16 protein-coding genes and 1 pseudogene are annotated in these 16849 nt (G+C 75.5%); 6 read left to right on the forward strand and 11 right to left on the reverse strand.

Annotated elements, in window-relative coordinates; genetic code table 11:
- Positions 1-112 precede the first annotated feature (112 nt).
- The 3 genes from F1641_RS23485 to clpB all read left to right on the forward strand — a co-directional run bounded on the left by F1641_RS23485 (position 113) and on the right by clpB (position 5431).
- Complete coding sequence (locus F1641_RS23485) at positions 113-1534, forward strand: DUF2786 domain-containing protein (protein ID WP_194907524.1); 1422 nt, start codon at positions 113-115, stop codon at positions 1532-1534.
- Between the two features lie 114 nt (positions 1535-1648).
- On the forward strand, positions 1649-2605 hold the full coding sequence (locus tag F1641_RS17245; protein WP_194907526.1) for a manganese catalase family protein: 957 nt from the start codon (positions 1649-1651) through the stop codon (positions 2603-2605).
- A 75-nt stretch (positions 2606-2680) separates the two neighbouring features.
- The gene (gene clpB / locus F1641_RS17250; RefSeq protein ID WP_206691349.1) at positions 2681-5431 is read left to right on the forward strand and encodes an ATP-dependent chaperone ClpB; all 2751 of its coding nucleotides are present in this window, start codon (positions 2681-2683) and stop codon (positions 5429-5431) included.
- Between the two features lie 70 nt (positions 5432-5501).
- Here clpB and F1641_RS17255 read toward each other — a convergent pair whose 3' ends face one another.
- From F1641_RS17255 to F1641_RS17280, 6 genes are all read right to left on the reverse strand, one after another.
- A complete protein-coding gene (locus tag F1641_RS17255; protein ID WP_194907528.1) occupies positions 5502-5903 on the reverse strand; it encodes a hypothetical protein in 402 nt (133 codons plus the stop codon).
- The gene (locus tag F1641_RS17260) at positions 5900-6205 is read right to left on the reverse strand and encodes a DUF4190 domain-containing protein (protein ID WP_194907530.1); all 306 of its coding nucleotides are present in this window, start codon (positions 6203-6205) and stop codon (positions 5900-5902) included. The genes F1641_RS17255 and F1641_RS17260 overlap by 4 nt, the downstream gene beginning before the upstream one ends.
- 83 nt (positions 6206-6288) lie before the next feature.
- On the reverse strand, positions 6289-6783 hold the full coding sequence (locus F1641_RS17265) for a hypothetical protein (protein ID WP_194907532.1): 495 nt from the start codon (positions 6781-6783) through the stop codon (positions 6289-6291).
- Positions 6784-6859: 76 nt separating this feature from the next.
- Complete coding sequence (locus F1641_RS17270) at positions 6860-8032, reverse strand: alpha/beta fold hydrolase (protein ID WP_194907534.1); 1173 nt, start codon at positions 8030-8032, stop codon at positions 6860-6862.
- An 18-nt stretch (positions 8033-8050) separates the two neighbouring features.
- Positions 8051-8851 (reverse strand): exodeoxyribonuclease III, encoded by an 801-nt coding sequence (locus F1641_RS17275; protein WP_194907536.1) that lies wholly within the window; start codon positions 8849-8851, stop codon positions 8051-8053.
- Between the two features lie 75 nt (positions 8852-8926).
- Positions 8927-10330, reverse strand: coding sequence for a multidrug effflux MFS transporter (locus tag F1641_RS17280; protein ID WP_194907538.1), 1404 nt, complete (start codon positions 10328-10330; stop codon positions 8927-8929).
- A gap of 267 nt (positions 10331-10597) precedes the next feature.
- On the opposite strand from F1641_RS17280, the gene pyrE reads away from it, so the two are divergent.
- Entirely contained in the window at positions 10598-11140 is a 543-nt protein-coding gene (pyrE, locus tag F1641_RS17285) for an orotate phosphoribosyltransferase (RefSeq protein WP_206691420.1), read from the forward strand.
- Here the strand turns inward: pyrE and F1641_RS17290 are convergent.
- The 3 genes from F1641_RS17290 to F1641_RS17300 form a co-directional block, all read right to left on the reverse strand.
- Positions 11113-11766: a DedA family protein gene (locus F1641_RS17290; RefSeq protein WP_206691350.1), complete on the reverse strand. Its 654-nt coding sequence runs from the start codon at positions 11764-11766 to the stop codon at positions 11113-11115. The genes pyrE and F1641_RS17290 overlap by 28 nt on opposite strands.
- A 10-nt stretch (positions 11767-11776) precedes the next feature.
- Positions 11777-12517 (reverse strand): HAD-IIA family hydrolase, encoded by a 741-nt coding sequence (locus F1641_RS17295; RefSeq protein WP_194907650.1) that lies wholly within the window; start codon positions 12515-12517, stop codon positions 11777-11779.
- Positions 12518-12639: 122 nt separating this feature from the next.
- A complete protein-coding gene (locus F1641_RS17300; RefSeq protein ID WP_194907543.1) occupies positions 12640-13626 on the reverse strand; it encodes an intradiol ring-cleavage dioxygenase in 987 nt (328 codons plus the stop codon).
- A gap of 166 nt (positions 13627-13792) precedes the next feature.
- Between F1641_RS17300 and F1641_RS17305 the strand changes: the two genes are divergently transcribed.
- Both F1641_RS17305 and fbaA read left to right on the forward strand, forming a co-directional pair.
- Positions 13793-14458 carry a TrmH family RNA methyltransferase gene (locus tag F1641_RS17305; RefSeq protein WP_309225684.1) on the forward strand — a complete coding sequence of 222 codons (666 nt, stop codon included), beginning with the start codon at positions 13793-13795 and terminating at the stop codon, positions 14456-14458.
- Positions 14459-14529: 71 nt separating this feature from the next.
- Positions 14530-15557 (forward strand): annotated as a pseudogene (gene fbaA, locus F1641_RS17310) (class II fructose-bisphosphate aldolase).
- Between the two features lie 125 nt (positions 15558-15682).
- Here fbaA and F1641_RS17315 read toward each other — a convergent pair.
- Positions 15683-16090 (reverse strand): STAS domain-containing protein, encoded by a 408-nt coding sequence (locus tag F1641_RS17315; protein ID WP_206691351.1) that lies wholly within the window; start codon positions 16088-16090, stop codon positions 15683-15685.
- Positions 16091-16242: 152 nt separating this feature from the next.
- Complete coding sequence (locus F1641_RS17320) at positions 16243-16599, reverse strand: STAS domain-containing protein (protein ID WP_194907547.1); 357 nt, start codon at positions 16597-16599, stop codon at positions 16243-16245.
- Positions 16600-16849: the final 250 nt, after the last annotated feature.

Consider the following 16849-nt stretch of genomic DNA (forward strand, 5'->3'; position numbering starts at 1 on the left):
TGCGGGCCGCGCGGCCCGCGGGAGAGGTGGCGCGATGGGGACCGTGAGGCAGGGGCCGTGGGGTCGGGGGTGCCCGTGCGGGCGGCCCGGCTGCACGTACGGCGGCCGGTCGGTGGGGCTCGACGGCTGGGCCGGTGACGAGCGGAGGGACGGCGACGTCGAGCGCGACGAGCGCGAGGGTGCCTGGTACGGCGACCCGTCGGGCAGCGGGTACTGGGACGACGACCCGGACGAGCACCTCGACGACGGGGCCGACGACGACCTCGACGACGGGGCCGACGACGAGGTGGGCGAGCTCACCGCGGAGGCTGCCCTGGCCGTCGCGCTCGACGAGCTCCGGCGGGGCTCGGTGGCGGGCGCGACGGCGGTGCTCGCCGCTGCTCCGGAGACCGAGCTGGTGCCGCTCGTGGCCGCGCGGGTCCTGGAGTCGCTCGAGCGCCTGTGGGGCGACGGGTGGGAGCCCGCCGACGTCCTCCGGTGGGCGCGCCGCCGCCCCGGTGGTGCCACCGCGCCGCTGCTGCGGCTGGCGGTGGGCGCCTCCCTCGCCCGCCGTCCCCAGGTCGACCTGTCCCCGCGGTGGCAGCAGCAGGCGGCCGCTCACGACGTCGAGGTCCGCGAGGGGACGAGCGGGTTCCTGTCCGAGGCGGGTGCGGGCCAGCGCTCGTCGGGATGGGGCCGCTACGGCCGGGTGCCGGCGTGGGCGGAGGTGTCCGCCGAGGCGCTGGCCCTGGTCCTGGCGCTGGACCGCCAGGAGGCGATGCCCGTCGTCGGCAGCGGTGGCGGGGTGGCGTCCGCGGCGGCCGGAGCGGCTGACCGAAGGGTGCTGGAGAAGGTGCGCCTGCTGCTGGCGAAGGCGGAGTCGACGGCGTTCCCCGCTGAGGCCGAGACCTTCACCGCCGCGGCGCAGAGCCTCATCAGCCGCCACAGCCTGGAGGCCGCGCTCGCCGCCGGGACGTCGGGCGGGGAGGCGGCGCCGGGCGGGGTCCGCATCGGCGTCGACGCGCCCTACGAGGGGCAGAAGGCGGCCCTGCTGGCGGCGGTGGCGCGCGCCAACCGGTGCAGCGCCGTCTGGACCCGCCACCTGGGCTGCTCCACGGTCGTGGGCTTCAGCGCGGACCTCGCCGCCGTCGAGGTGCTCTTCGCGTCCCTGCTCACGCAGGCCGTGCGCGGCATGACCGCGGCGGGCGCCGACGCGCGCCCGGGGGCCTCGACCCGGCGCCCCGAGTTCCGCCGCGCCTACCTGGAGTCGTTCGCGCGGCGCATCGGGCAGCGCCTCGACGAGGCCGCCACCGCCGCGGCCGCCGCGGGAGACCTCGACGACGGCGGTCGGCTGCTGCCGGTGCTCGCGGCGCGCTCGGCGGCCGTCGACGACGCCGTGGCGCAGGCCTTCCCGCAGCTGGTGAGCCGGCGGGGTCCCCGCACCCTCGACCGGGCGGGCTGGGCCTCCGGGTGGGCGGCGGCCGAGCTCGCCAGCCTCGACGTGGGCCAGGCGGTCACCTCGGTCCGGGCGCTCCCGCCGTCCGGGGCGGCCTGAGGGCCGGTCGCACGGACCGGCTCGTGAGCGCGTACCGGCGGTGGTCGCGGGTAGGAGGTGACCACCGCCGGTCGAGACCACGTGCCGGCAGCGCTCCACCGCAGGGGAGAACCCGTGTACCTCCACGTCCAGCAGCTCATCCACGAGATCGCCCAGGACGAGCCGGACCCCGCGGCCGCGAACGCCCTCCAGGAGGGCCTCGGCGGCCAGTTCGGCGAGATGCGCACGATGATGCAGTACCTGTTCCAGTCGATGAACTTCCGCGGCGACCCGCGCGCGAAGCCCTACAAGGACCTGATGCAGGGCATCGGCACCGAGGAGATCAGCCACGTCGAGCTGATCGGGACGACGATCGCCCGCCTCACCGACGGCTCGCCCCGCTACCAGGGCAAGCAGTCCGACGACCTCGACGTCCCCGGCGCCGGCGGGGCGACGCCCCTGGCCAGCGCGCTGACCGAGGGCAACATCCACCACTACCTCGTGGGGGCCCAGGGGGCGCTGCCCGTCGACTCCGCGGGCAACCCGTGGAGCGGCAGCTACGTCTACAACTCGGGCAACCTCGTGCTCGACCTGCTGTACAACCTCATGCTCGAGTCGACGGGGCGCCTGCAGAAGAGCCGCATCTACGAGATGACGGACAACGCCACGGCCCGCTCGACCATCGCCTACCTGATCGTCCGCGACCAGGCCCACGAGAACGCGTACGCGAAGGCGCTGGAGACGCTCGGGGTCGACTGGAAGAAGACCCTGCCGATCCCCAAGACGAACGCCGAGCGGTTCCCCGAGGTGAAGGCGCTGGTCGACAAGGGCCTGCAGAGCGTCAACTACACCTTCGACCTCACCGGGCTCAGCGAGGCCAGCAAGATCCTGCGCGGCCCCTCGCCGTCCAACGACGGCACCGACCTGTCGGTGCCCGCCCAGGCGCCCACCGACGGCGAGCCGATCACCGTCGCGCCGCCGCGCTTCGAGGAGTACGCCCCCGGCGTCGACACCGAGCTGCTCGACCTGATCGCAGCCACGGCCGAGCTCGAGGTCGCCGACGTCGAGAGCAGCTTCGGTCCCACCTCCTGACGGGAACAGGGGTGGTGCGGTCGAGGTTGAGTCTCATAGGCTCAACCCGTTCCGCACCACCCCCGGAGGTCCCGCTTGGAGCTGAAGCTCACCACCAAGAGCCAGGAGGCCCTGGCGAGCGCCGCGTCGCGCGCCGTCGAGGCCGGTCACGCGCACGTGCTGCCGGCCCACCTGGCCCTCGCCCTGCTGGAGCAGGACGGCGTCGCCGCCGCCCTGCTGGCCGCCGCCACCTCGCCCGACGCGGTCACCCGCGTGCGGGAGCAGCTGCGCACCCAGCTCACCGCCCTGCCCTCGGCGTCCGGCGCCACCGTCGCCACGCCCCAGCTCTCCCGGCCCGCGCTGCAGGCGCTGACCGCCGCGCGCACCGCCAGCGAGGCCCACGGAGACTCCTTCGTCTCCGCCGACCACCTGCTCGTCGGCCTGGCCAGCACCGAGGGCCCCGAGTCGGTCGCCCCGCTGCTCTCGCGCGCCGGTGCCACCCGTGACGCGCTCATCGAGGCGCTGCCCGGCGTCCGCGGCGGCGCCCAGGTCACCAGCGCCGACCCCGAGGGCACGTTCAAGGCCCTCGAGCAGTACGGCGTCGACCTCACCGCCCGCGCCCGCGACGGCAAGATCGACCCGGTCATCGGCCGCGACGCCGAGATCCGCCGCGTGGTGCAGGTGCTCGCCCGCCGCACCAAGAACAACCCCGTGCTCATCGGCGAGCCCGGCGTCGGCAAGACCGCCGTGGTCGAGGGCCTCGCCCAGCGCATCGTCGACGGCGACGTCCCGGAGTCGCTGCGCGGGCGCCGCCTCATCAGCCTCGACCTCGGCGCCATGCTCGCCGGTGCCAAGTACCGCGGTGAGTTCGAGGAGCGGCTGAAGTCCGTCCTCGACGAGATCCGCGGCTCCGACGGCGAGGTCATCACCTTCATCGACGAGCTCCACACCGTCGTCGGCGCCGGTGCCTCCGGCGGCGAGGGCGGCCTCGACGCCGGCAACATGCTCAAGCCGATGCTCGCCCGCGGCGAGCTGCGGCTGGTGGGCGCCACCACGCTGTCGGAGTACCGCGAGCGGATCGAGAAGGACGCCGCCCTCGAGCGGCGCTTCCAGCAGGTCTTCGTGGGCGAGCCGAGCGTGCCCGACACCGTGGCCATCCTGCGCGGCCTGAACGAGCGCTACGAGGCCCACCACGGCGTCGAGATCACCGACGCCGCGCTGGTGGCCGCCGCCACGCTGTCGGACCGGTACATCACCGGCCGCCAGCTGCCCGACAAGGCCATCGACCTCGTCGACGAGGCCGCCTCCCGCCTGCGCATGGAGATCGACTCCTCCCCGGAGGAGATCGACGCGCTGCGCCGCTCCACCGACCGCCTCCGCATGGAGGAGATGGCGCTGGCGGCCGAGTCCGACCCGGCCTCGCTCGACAGGCTGGAGCGGCTGCGCGCCGACCTGGCCGACCGCACCGAGCAGCTGGCCACCCTCACCGCCCGCTGGGAGGCGCAGAAGGCCGGCCTGAACCGCGTCGGCGAGCTGAAGCAGCAGCTCGACGACGCGCGCTCCCGCTTCGAGCGGGCCTACCGCGACGTCGACTACGCCGCCGCCTCCCGCATCCAGTACGAGGAGATCCCCTCGCTGGAGCGCGAGCTCGCCGAGGCCCAGGCCGCCGAGGACCGCGGCGGCGCCAGCGAGCCCCTGGTGGGCGAGAGGGTCGGCCCCGACGACATCGCCGCCGTCGTCGCCGCGTGGACGGGCATCCCGGTGGGCCGCCTCCTGGAGGGCGAGACCGCCAAGCTGCTGCGCATGGAGGAGGTGCTCGGCGAGCGCCTCGTCGGGCAGTCCGAGGCCGTGGGCGCCGTCTCCGACGCGGTGCGCCGCGCCCGCGCCGGCATCTCCGACCCCGACCGGCCGACCGGCTCGTTCCTGTTCCTCGGCCCGACCGGCGTCGGCAAGACCGAGCTGGCCAAGGCCCTGGCCGACTTCCTCTTCGACGACGAGCGGGCCATGGTCCGCATCGACATGTCGGAGTACGGCGAGAAGCACTCGGTGGCCCGCCTGGTCGGCGCGCCCCCCGGGTACGTCGGCTACGAGTCGGGCGGCCAGCTCACCGAGGCCGTGCGGCGCCGCCCCTACAGCGTGGTGCTGCTCGACGAGGTCGAGAAGGCCCACCCGGAGGTCTTCGACGTCCTCCTGCAGGTCCTCGACGACGGCCGCCTGACCGACGGACAGGGCCGCACCGTGGACTTCCGCAGCACGATCCTGGTGCTGACCTCGAACCTGGGCAGCCAGTTCCTCGTCGACCCGGGCCTGTCGCGCGACGTCCAGCGCGAGGGCGTCATGGCCGCGGTGCGCGCCGCGTTCAAGCCGGAGTTCCTCAACCGCCTCGACGAGGTGGTGCTCTTCGAGGCGCTCAGCCCCGAGCAGCTGGCGCGGATCGTCGACCTCCACGTCGACGCGCTCGCGCGGCGCCTGGCCGACCGCCGCCTGGTGCTGCACGTCACGCCCGCCGCGCGCGACTTCCTCTCCCTGGAGGGGTGGGACCCGGCCTACGGCGCGCGGCCCCTGCGCCGCCTCGTGCAGCGGGAGATCGGCGACGCCCTGGCCAAGGAGCTGCTGGCCGGCCGCGTGCAGGACGGCGACGCCGTGCTCGTCGACCGCTCCGCGGAGCCCATCGGCGGGACCGCGGGCCGCAGCGCCCTCGTGGTGCGCCGCCTCGAGCCCGGCGAGCACGTCGACGGGCGCGCCTCGGGGACGCCGGAGGGCGCCGCGGACGGCCCGGACCGCCCGGACGGCGTCGGGGCGCCGGAGCTCGGCGCCGGAGGCGCGAGGGCCCTGCCCCCGGCCTGAGGCCGGACCGGCGCACGACGAGGAGGGCCCGACCGCACACCGCGGTCGGGCCCTCCGGCTGCGTGCGCGGTCAGCTGCCGCAGGCCTGCGCGAGGAAGTCGCCCTCGAGCTCCCCGCCCGAGGAGCGCAGCAGCTCCAGGGTCTGCTCCAGGCCCTCCTGGAACCGGGGGGCGCCCGCGTACTCGTCGACGAGCGCCTGCGAGGCGGCCTCGTCGTCGTGGACCTCGGTGAGGCGCTCCTCGACGCCCGCCTCGCCGAACCCGGCGCAGGCGCTCGCGTCGGTCGTCCCCGCGCTGGTCGGCGAGGCGTCCGGAGGGCTGGACGTCGAGGTGGACGGCGAGCTCGCGGGGGCGGTGGTGCTGGGCGCGGGGTCGCTCCCGGCCTGCGGTCCGCCGCAGCCGGCCAGCGACGCGCCGACCAGGACGGCCGCCGCGACCGCCCCGGCGGTGAGGGCGTGCGCGCGGCGGGTCACGGCGCCGTCGACCCGGCCACGGCCACGAAGAGCAGCAGCGACACGAACGGCACCACGACCAGTGCCACGAAGGCCACCACCGCCAGCGCGGTGATCACGACGCTGATCCACAGGCCCGCCGTGGCGAGCTCGTGGCCCTGGGTGCCGTTCTGCCGGACGCTCCGGCGCGCGATGACGCCGAAGACGATGCCGAGCGGCGCGAAGACGAAGGCGAAGACCAGGGCGAGCACCGCCGTGGTCTCCGTGGGGGGCGGGTGCTGCAGCGAGCTGTCGTCGCCGCAGCCGGTCGGCGGCTGGGACACGGGGGACCTCCGGGGTCTGGTCGGTGGCGCGGGCCGGGCCTGTCGCACGCGCGGCCCCCGGGCGGGGAGCCGCGCGGCGCGGGTCAGGCGACCGGCGGGCACCCGGTGGGCACCGGGGCCGCTGCCGGCCGGCGGGCCGCCTTCACCTGGGCGTACCAGCGGTTGGACTCGGGCCGGAAGAGCAGCACGATGACGGCGACGGCCAGCACCAGGCGCAGCGCGGCGGTCACGGCGAGGAGCGAGCCGTCGGTCAGGGACGTGAGGCTCGAGAACGCGGCGAGGCCGGCGAACGCGGTGACCACGATGCGGGCCCAGCCGTGGCCGCGCCCCGCCAGGAGGCCGAAGACGAGCCAGAGGGCGGCCCCGACGAGGGCGCCGACGACACCGGCCACGACAGCGATCGTGGTGAGCGTCTCGGTGAGCTGCGGGTCGGCGCCGGTGGCCGTGATCGCCCGGGAGCGAGCGCCACCCGCGTCGAGCACGATGAGGAGGGCCTCGAGGAGGGCGACCGACGCCACGGCGACGACGAGCCTGACGGCGAGGGCGACCGGCCGGGGGCGCGGCGGAGGAGTGATCATGAGAGACACGATGACCCTCCGACCGGGCCGCGCGGTGTCCCTGTCACCCTGACGGGTGACAGGAGCACCCGGGTGCTCAGGGTGCGGCGACCTGCGCGCGACGCTCCCCGGTCGGCTGCTCCAGCAGCGCCGACACGGCGTCGGCCACGGCGTCAGGACGCTCCACGATCATCATGTGGCCGGTCCCCCCGACCACGCGCAGCCGCGCCTGCGGCACCGCCTCGGCGAGGGCGCGGGCGTGCGCGGGCGGTGTCAGGCGGTCGTGGTCTCCCACCAGCACGGACACCGGCACGCCCGACGCCGCCAGGTGCGGGAGCACTGCGCTCTCGTCGTGCGCCATGAGCGCCGCGAACCACTCACCCGTCGTCCGCCCCGAGACCCGCCCCATCGCCCGCATCGTGTCGCCGACCAGGCGCGGGTCGACCCCGGGGCCGTAGTTGGCCCGCTGCGCCAGCAGCCGCGGCGCGCGGGGCACGAGCAGGTCCTGGGGGAGCCGGGCCAGCGCGGACATCAGCGGCGCGAGGGGGCGGCCCGCCGCCGACAGCCCACCGGCCGACGTGCTCACCAGCAGGAGCCCGCGGGTGCGGGCGTCCAGCAGGCCCGGCGCCCGGGCGCTCGCGGAGAGCAGCGCCATCCCGCCCATCGAGTGGCCGACGAGCACCAGCGGCCCCTCGGGGGCGCAGGTGTCGACGACGGAGGCGAGGTCGTCCCCGAGCCGCCGGATCGAGGCCACCGACCCGCCGCGGGGGCCGAGCGGCGAGAGCGGCCCGCGGGCGGCGGAGGAGCCGTGGCCGCGCTGGTCGTAGCGGACCACCCGCACGTCCGGGCGGCGCTGGACCAGCTCGCCCAGCACCCGGTCCCAGACGACGGCGGCGAGGGTCCACCCGTGCACGAGCACGACCGTCGGCGGGGCGGGCGTCCTGCCGCGGACGCGGTCGCGCCACCGCGGCTGGGGCGGTCGCGCCGGCTCGTGCACCCAGGCGGCCAGGGCGGCGCCGTCGTCGGCGAGCACCCAGCCGTCGGGCTCCCGCGCGCCGGGCCGGGGTCCCGGGGTCTCAGCGACCTCCCCGGCGACCTCCCCGGCGACCTCCCCGGAGGCCGCCGCCAGCGCTCCCGCCAGCGGACCGCGCTGTCCGCGGCGCCCGGGGCGTTCACCGCCGAGGCGCCGCGGGGACCCTGCGAGGTCGACGGCCCGAGCGGGGCGCCGAGGGCCCCCGGCGGGGTGACGACGGACCGACCGACCGTCCACGGGAGCCTCCGCGCCGCGTCAGCGCAGGTCGACGACGACGGGCGCGTGGTCGGAGGCGCCCTTGCCCTTGCGCTCCTCGCGGTCGACGAAGGCGCCCTCGACCCGGCGCGCCAGCGCCGGTGAGCACAGCGCGAAGTCGATGCGCATGCCCTCGCGGCGCGGGAAGCGCAGCTGCTTGTAGTCCCAGTAGGTGTAGACGCCCGGGCCGGGGGCGTGGGGCCGCACGACGTCGGCGAAGCCCGCGTCGACCACCGCCTCGAACGCGGCCCGCTCGGGCGCCGAGACGTGGGTGGACCCCTCGAACGCCGCGACGTCCCACACGTCGTCGTCGGTCGGGGCGACGTTCCAGTCACCGCAGAGGGCGACCTGCGCCTCCGGGTCGGCGGCGAGGAGGCCGGCGCCGTGCTCGCGCAGCGCCGCGAGCCACTCCAGCTTGTAGGTGAGGTGCGGGTCCTCCAGGGAGCGGCCGTTGGGCACGTAGAGGCTCCACACCCACACGCCGCCGCAGGTGGCGCCGACCGCGCGGGCCTCGGGCGCCGGCTCGACCTCCGCCGACGACGACCAGCCCGGCTGCCCCGGGAAGCCGACCTCGACGTCCTCCAGCCCCACCCGCGAGAGGACGGCGACGCCGTTCCACTGGCTCAGGCCCGCGTGGGCCACCTCGTAGCCCGCCTCGCGGAACGCCTCGTAGGGGAACTGGGCGTCCTTGCACTTGGTCTCCTGCAGCGCCACCACGTCGACGTCGCTGCGCTGCAGCCAGGCCACGGCCCGGTCGACCCGGGCGCGCACGGAGTTGACGTTCCAGGTGGCGATCCGCACGTGCTCGACGCTACTGGACGGCGCCGACGGCCTCTCGTCGTCGGCCCGGGGGCCGACGACGAGGGGCTCGCGGGCTCAGGGGTGGGAGCAGGTGCTCGGCACCGGCCCGGACGCCGTCGAGCGGGGTGCGCCCTCCGGGTCGTCGGTGCCGGCGGCGGCCAGCAGCTCGGCCTCGGCCTCCACCGCCCGGGCCCGCTCGGCCTCGCGCAGCGCGGCGGTGCGGGCCTCCTCGCCGTGCAGCACGGGCGGCCGGGCGAGGGTGCGGCGCGTGAAGAGCGCGTAGACCAGCAGCGCCGCGAGCAGCGCGCCGCTCATGATCACGGCCATCGAGGTGGCCGGCGGGAACGGCATCGCCCCGCCCAGCGGCGCGGCCATCGCCGCCACGCCGTGCTGCGAGGCGCCGAGCAGCGCAGCGGTGGCGCCCGCCGCCGTGGCGTGGCGCTCGAGGGCCAGCACGGGGTTGTTGGGCATCACGAGGCCGACGCAGAACATCGTCATCCACAGCGGGACGAGCAGGCCCAGCATGCCGCCGAGCCCGGTGACCGCGGCCAGGAGCAGCAGCACGCCGCTGGAGGCGCCGCAGACCAGCCCGGTGACCAGGAGGCCCTGGGAGGAGAACCGGTGGACCAGCGAGCCGTTGACCTGGGTGCCCGCCACGAGCATCGCGCCGCCGGTGGCGAAGGCGACGCCGAACGCGGCGGCGCTCAGCCCGTACTGCTGCTGGAACGCGAACGACGACTGGGCGACGTACCCGAAGATCGCCGACATCGACAGGCCGGCGACGAGCACCAGCCCGATCAGGGCCGGGTCGCGCAGGAGCCCGGCGTACCCGCGCAGCGCCGGGCGCAGGGCGAACCGGCGGCGGTGGTGGGCCGGGACGGTCTCGGGGAGCAGGACGGCGACGGCGACGGCGAGGGCGCCGGACAGCAGCGCCAGCGCCACGAACAGCCCGCGCCAGTGGAAGAGCTCCAGCAGGACCCCGCCGATCGACGGCGCGAACAGCGGCGAGACGCCGACGATCACCATCAGGCGGGCCTGGAGGCGCGCGGCGCCGCGCCCGTCGAACTTGTCGCGCACCACGGCCAGGGCGATGACGGCGGCGGAGGAGGTGCCCAGGCCCTGCAGGACCCGCAGCGCGGTGAGGACCTCGATGGTCGGGGCGAGCGCGCAGAGCAGGGACGCGACGACGTGCACGCCGAGCCCCACCAGCAGCGGCCTGCGGCGCCCGACGGCGTCGGACAGCGGGCCCACCAGCAGCATGCCGAGGGCGACGCCGACCATCGTGCCGGTCAGCGTGAGCTGCACCGCCGAGGTCGAGGCGCCGAGCTCGGTCTCCAGCTCGGGGAAGGCCGGGAGGTAGAGGTCGATCGTGAACGCGCCCAGGGCGGCGAGGGAGCCCAGGAGGACGACCCAGGAGGCGCGGCGTCGGAGGGGCAGGGCGGTGAAGTCGCGCTCGGGCGCGACGGTCTCAGTCGTCATGGTCCTTCGTGCGTGCGTCAGGCAGGCGGCGGAGAGGGGGCGGGCAGGCGGAGGCAGCGGGCACTGGTCAGCAGGCGCCGTGGAGGAGGGGGGAGCGAGGTGCTCCTGTGGAGTTTCTCACGTTGTAGGAGATTCGTCACGGCATCCGGGCGGTGCTGGTGGGTCCCGTCCCGCCGCTGCTCACTAGCCTCGGTGGCCGTGACCACCGCCTCGGACCCCTCGCCCACCAGCCCCCGCACCCCCGGGGCCCCCGACGCCCGCGCCCGCCTGCTGGAGCTGGTCGGCGAGCTCGCCGTCGTCCGCGGCCGCGTGACGCTGTCCTCGGGCGCCGAGGCCGACTACTACGTCGACCTGCGCCGGGTGACGCTGCACCACGAGGCCGCGCCGCTCGTCGGCGAGGTCCTGCTCGACCTGCTCGAGGCCGGGCTGCCCGGCGGGCTCGAGGGCGTGGACGCCGTCGGCGGCCTGACGATGGGCGCCGACCCGGTCGCGTGCTCCCTGCTGCACGCGTCCGCGGCGTCCGGCGGCCAGCCGCTGGACGCGTTCGTGGTCCGCAAGGAGGCCAAGGCCCACGGGCTGCAGCGCCGCGTGGAGGGCCCCGACGTCGCGGGCCGCCGCGTGGTGGCGGTGGAGGACACCTCCACCACCGGCGGCTCGGTGCTCACCGCGGTGAAGGCGCTGCGCGAGGCCGGCGCCGAGGTGGTGGCGGTCGCCGTCATCCTCGACCGCGCCACCGGCGCCAAGGAGGTCGTCGAGGCCGAGGGCCTGCCCTACCTGGCGGCCTACTCGGTCTCCGAGCTCGGGCTCTGAGGGGAGCTCCTCGAAGCCTCCGGACCGCCGTCCGCCCCCGCGCGGGCGGCGAGCCGGCGCCGCACGGCGGCGACCACCGGCACCACCACGGACATCGCGACGGCGGTGCCGGCCACGACGTACGCCGCCGTCTTGAGCCACGGCACGGTGGCGGCGTAGTAGCCGAGCACGATCAGCCCCGAGCCCCACACCAGCGCACCCGTCACGGTCGCGAGCAGGAACTGCGAGTACCGCATCCGCGAGACCCCGGCCAGCACCGGCACGAAGGTGCGCGCCCAGGGGATGAACCTCGCCACCACCAGGGCCACCGGCCCGAACCGCTCGTAGAACCGCTCGGCCCGCGCCAGGTGCTGCAGCACCTTGGGGGGCCGCTTCTCCAGCCAGGGCCGGCCGTAGCGCGCCCCCGTCCAGTACCCGACGGCGTTGCCCGCCGTCGCCGCGACCGCGGTGCCCGCCGACAGCAGCACGAGGTCGACCCCGGGGGAGGCCTGCGCCACGAGCCCCGCCGTGAACAGCACGGTGTCGCCCGGCATCCAGAACGCGATGAGGATCCCGGACTCGACGAAGACCAGCCCCCACACCAGGGCGTAGAGGGCCCCCGCCGACAGCTCTGCGAGGTCGGGCACGCTCCCGGCCTCAGACGAGGTCGACGACGTCGGCGATCGAGTCCAGGATTCGGTGGGGGCGGAACGGGTACCTCTCGACGTCGGCCCGCGCCGTCGAGCCGGTGAGCACGAGGATCGTCTCGAGCCCCGCCTCGATGCCGGCCACGACGTCGGTGTCCATCCGGTCGCCGATCATCACGGTCGACTCGGAGTGCGCGTCGATGGTGTTCAGAGCCGAGCGGAACATCATCGGGTTCGGCTTGCCCACGTAGTACGGCTCGCGCCCGGTGATCTTGGTGATCATCGCGGCGACGGCGCCCGTGGCCGGCAGCTTGCCCTCCAGGGAGGGGCCGGAGGCGTCGGGGTTCGTGGCGATGAAGCGCGCCCCGGCCTCGATGAGGCGCACCGCGCGGGTGATGGCCGAGAACGAGTAGGTGCGGGTCTCGCCGAGGACGACGTAGTCGGGCGCGGTCTCGGTGAGCGTGTAGCCCGCCTCGTGCAGCGCCGTGGTCAGGCCGGCCTCGCCGATGACGTACGCCGACCCGCCCGGGTTCTGCTCGGCCAGGAACTGCGCCGTGGCCAGCGCCGAGGTCCAGATGGCCTCCTCCGGGACGTCGAGACCGGAGGCGTGGAGCCGCGCGCGCAGGTCGCGCGGGGTGTAGATCGAGTTGTTCGTCAGCACCAGGAACGGGCGGTCCAGCTGCTGCAGGCGCGCGAGGAAGTCCGCGGCGCCGGGGATGGCGTGCCCCTCGTGCACCAGGACGCCGTCCATGTCGGTCAGCCACGCCGTCGGGGTCGCCCGCTCGATCACACGGCCACACTACGGGCGGCGGCCCTCCGGGGCCGGGTGGACGAGCGGGCGACCCGGCCGGCGGCCCCGGCCCCCTCCGGCCGTCAGGAGGTCGCCGAGGACGTCGTGGCGGCTCCCGGCGCGCCGCTGGGAGGGGTCCCGCCGTCGGGAGGGGTGCCGCCACCGCCGGCGGGTGCGCTCCCGCCCATGCCCGTGGCCGTCTGCGTGGTCGCGTCGACGCCCACGGGGAGCGCGACGACGAACCCGCTGGTCGCGTCACCGCTGACCGTCGGGGTCTGGCTGGCCCCCTGGTCGTCGCTGAAGACGTTGTCGGTGGCCAGCGACACCTTCGACAGGTTCGTCACCGACTGCTCGTAGCCCGTGGTGGCGTACACGACCTCGCACGCCGCCTGCGGCATCGCCACCTGGGAGGTGGCGATCGCGTTGGCGGAGTCGGTGATCGAGGCGACGTCGGGGTAGACCTCGAAGTGGATGTGCGGCCAGCGCCCGTCGTAGCAGGCCGGCCAGATGCTCGTGAAGGTGACCAGGCCGTCGGCGTCGGCCACCTGGACGCCCCGCAGGTAGTTCTCCTGCGTGATGCCCTCGCTGTACATCGAGTACTCGCCGTCGCGGTTGCAGTGCCACGCGTACACGGCAGCGCCCTCGTAGGCCGCGCCCCCGTCCGCGAGGTCGAAGACGCTCAGCTGCAGGGTCATGGGCACGCCCTCGGCCGTCGTGGTCGAGGTGCCGAAGCTGGACCGGATGTCCGACCTGACGATGCCGCTCTCCTCCAGCGCGTCCGGGCCGTTGGAGCCGTCACCGGGGTAGGGGCCGGCGGTCTCGTCGGGGATCTCGGCCAGGCCCGACGAGGACGTCGCGGACGCCGTCGCGGTCGCCGCGGAGGTGGTCGCGGTGGCGCTGCTCCCGCAGGCCGCCAGCAGGCCCGCGGCCGCGCCGGCGCCGCCGAGCTGCAGCAGGCGCCGACGGCCCAGCAGCGTGCCGATGTCGAAACCGGCGCCCTGGTCGTCGAGGTCCTCGTCCTGCCTCGCCAGCACGCGCCCCTCGTACGTGCGCAGACCCCTGCGGCCCATGTCGCGACTCCCCACCGTCCTGCGCCCCGCACACCGCGGTGACGACTTGCGACGACTGTCGGCGGCCCGCCGGCGCCGTCCCGGGGAGCGCGCTGTGCGCCTGCTGTGGACGTCCAGCGACCCCTCGCCCCGCCGTCACGGACCCGTCATCGGGCAGGGTGTCCCGGTGGACGACGACGGCGCGCGGGTGGTCGGCGTCGGCCCGTGGGAGGCCGAGCGGGGCGGGCCGGCGCCCGCCGACGACCGGCTCGACCCCGAGCTGCTGGCCGCCGGCGACCGCCGCAACGTGGTCGACCGCTACCGGTACTGGACCGAGGCGGCCATCCGCGCCGACCTCGCCGAGCGCCGCCTCCGCGAGCGACCCGGCACCGAGCTGCACGTCGTGGTGGAGGGCTTCCAGCACGACATGAACGTCGGCTCGGTGGCGCGCACCGCCAACGCCGCGAACGCCGACGGCTTCCACGTCGTCGCCGACCGCCGGTGGAACCGCCGCGGCGCCATGGCCACCGACCGGTACCTGCCGGTGCACCACCACGCCGACGCCGCCGCGCTGCTGGCCTGGGTGGGCGAGCGCGGCCTGGCCCTCGTGGGCCTCGACAACGCCCCCGGCGCGGTGCCGCTGGAGACGGCGGACCTGCCGGCCCGGTGCGCGCTGGTCGTCGGCTCGGAGGGGCCGGGCCTGTCGGCGCAGGTGCTGGCCGCCGCCGACGCGCTGGTGGAGATCGGGCAGTTCGGCTCGACCCGGTCGCTGAACGCCGGGGCGGCCGGCGCCGTCGCCGTCCACGCCTGGCTGCGGAGGTGGGCGTTCGGGCAGGTGCCGCCGCCCGGCTGACCGGGGTGTCAGCGCTGGCCCGCGGCGGTGGGAGGATCGCGCTGAAGCATCCGACACCGAGGAGATCCCCCATGCCCATCGCGACCCCCGAGGTCTACGCGGAGATGCTGGAGAAGGCCAAGGCCGGCTCCTTCGCCTACCCGGCGATCAACATCACGAGCTCGTCCACCGTCACCGCGGCCATCCAGGGCTTCGCGGAGGCCGGCAGCGACGGCATCATCCAGGTCTCCACCGGTGGCGCCGAGTACGCCTCCGGCTCGACCGTCAAGGACATGGTGCGCGGCGCCGAGGCCCTGGCCGAGTACGCCCACCACGTGGCCAAGGGCTACGGCGTCAACATCGCCCTGCACACCGACCACTGCCCGGCCGACAAGCTGGACAAGTACGTGCGCCCGCTGCTCGCCATCAGCGAGGAGCGCGTCAAGAACGGCCGCGACCCGCTGTTCCAGTCGCACATGTTCGACGGCTCGGCCGTCCCGCTCGACGAGAACCTCTCCATCGCCACCGAGCTGCTCGAGCGCTGCTCGGCCGCCAAGGTGGTCCTCGAGATCGAGGTCGGCGTGGTCGGCGGCGAGGAGGACGGCGTCGCCAACGAGATCAACGACCAGCTGTACTCCACCCCCGAGGACGCCATCGCCACCGCGAAGGCCCTCGGCGTCGGGGAGAAGGGCTACTACCTGACCGCCCTGACCTTCGGCAACGTGCACGGCGTCTACAAGCCGGGCAACGTCAAGCTCAAGCCCGAGGTCCTCAAGGCCGCCCAGGACGCGGTCTCGAAGGAGTTCGGCGGCGGCGACAAGCCCTTCGCGCTCGTCTTCCACGGCGGCTCCGGCTCCACGGCCGAGGAGATCGGCCAGGCCGTCGACTTCGGCGTCGTCAAGATGAACATCGACACCGACACCCAGTACGCCTACACGCGTCCGGTCGTCGACTACATGCTGAAGAACTACGACGGCGTGCTGAAGATCGACGGCGAGGTCGGCAACAAGAAGCAGTACGACCCGCGCGCCTGGGCAAGATCGCGGAGGCCGGCATGGCCGCCCGCGTCAAGGAGGCCTGCGAGCACCTGCGCTCCGCGGGCACCTCGCTCAACGGCTGAGCGACCCCGCACGGACGAGAGGCCGGCACCCCGCGGGGGTGCCGGCCTCTCGCGTCGGACCTGCTGTCGGACCTGCTGTCGGACCTGCTGTCGGACCTGCTGTCGGACCGGTCGTGCTGCTGGCCTCAGGCGACGAGGTCGGGCCCGCCGCGGGGGCCGTCGTCGCTGCCGTCGGGCAGCGTGTGGTCGATGCCCGGGTCCTCCTCGACCACGCGCAGCACCTGGTTGATGCTCGTGACCTGGATCAGGAAGCGCACGAGGTCGGGCGGGCGGATCAGCACCAGCTTCGAGGGGCTCCGCGAGGCGAGGCGCGCGAGGAACGCGACCCCGGTGGAGTCCATGAACGTCACGTTGCGCACGTCGACCTCGACGGGCCGACCGGCGGACTCCGCGTCGGCCGAGGCCTCCAGCAGGTCCTGCCCGAGCTCGGCGTCGACCTCACCGGTGAGGACGACGCGCGTCTTGCGGCTCCCGAGGATGACGTGGACGGAACCGGGCTCCTCGCCGTCGGTCCCGTGACCTGCACCTACCACCCGCACCTCACCCTCCACGCGCAGTCACCGCCCCCGCCTGCGGTCTTCCTCCGACGCCGCTGCTGGACGCCGTCGGACCCCCGGACCATACGGGGTGAGCCGCCCCCCGTGGCAGAGGGTGTCGGGAGCGTCACCCCGAGGGCAGACAGCCGTCATCCGCGGTCCACCCGCCAGGGCCCGCGGCCCGAGGTGGGCGGGCACCGGTGGGTCGCGTCGACGTCGAAGGCGGCCAGGGTGCCGCACACCCGCAGGACGTACAGCACCCCGTCGTCCGCGCCCCGCAGCACCGCCCGTCCGCCGGCGCGGCGCACCCGGGCGGCCAGCTGCACCAGGAAGGAGGCGCCCGAGGAGTCGACGAAGCCGACGCCGCACAGGTCGACGACGACGCGGTCGACGCCGTCCGCCTCCGCCAGCGCCACCAGCGGGGGGAACTGCGCGCGCTCGGCGAGGTCGAGGTCACCCGCGGCGGTGATGGTCAGCTCCGACCCGCTCACCGCGCCCTCGATCACCGCGCTCCTCCGGTCGCGTCCGCCCCCCTGGTCACAGCGAGCGACCGTAGCTCACGCTGGGGAGCGGGAGCAGGGGCGGCCGCGGTGGCCGTCGGGCGGCGGACGGGCAGCGGGGGGCCAGCGGGCGGCCAGCAGGCGGCGTGCGGGGCCCCGGCGGCAGGATGGTCACCATGCCCTCGTCGCACCCGCGCTCGCCGATGTCCCTGCCGACGCCGGGACCCGCCGGCGCCCACGGCGGCGCCCGTACCGG

The sequence above is a fragment of the Quadrisphaera sp. INWT6 genome, from assembly GCF_015390235.1.
GTDB lineage: Bacteria > Actinomycetota > Actinomycetes > Actinomycetales > Quadrisphaeraceae > Quadrisphaera.

What these genes read in the sequence shown, in the direction of transcription:
- F1641_RS17265 (WP_194907532.1), bottom strand. Translation starts at nt 6,783, where the DNA reads ATGATCACTCCTCCGCCGCGCCCCCGGCCGGTCGCCCTCGCCGTCAGG.
- F1641_RS17280 (WP_194907538.1), bottom strand. Translation starts at nt 10,330, where the DNA reads ATGACGACTGAGACCGTCGCGCCCGAGCGCGACTTCACCGCCCTGCCC.
- F1641_RS17295 (WP_194907650.1), bottom strand. Translation starts at nt 12,517, where the DNA reads ATGGACGGCGTCCTGGTGCACGAGGGGCACGCCATCCCCGGCGCCGCG.
- F1641_RS17300 (WP_194907543.1), bottom strand. Translation starts at nt 13,626, where the DNA reads ATGGGCCGCAGGGGTCTGCGCACGTACGAGGGGCGCGTGCTGGCGAGG.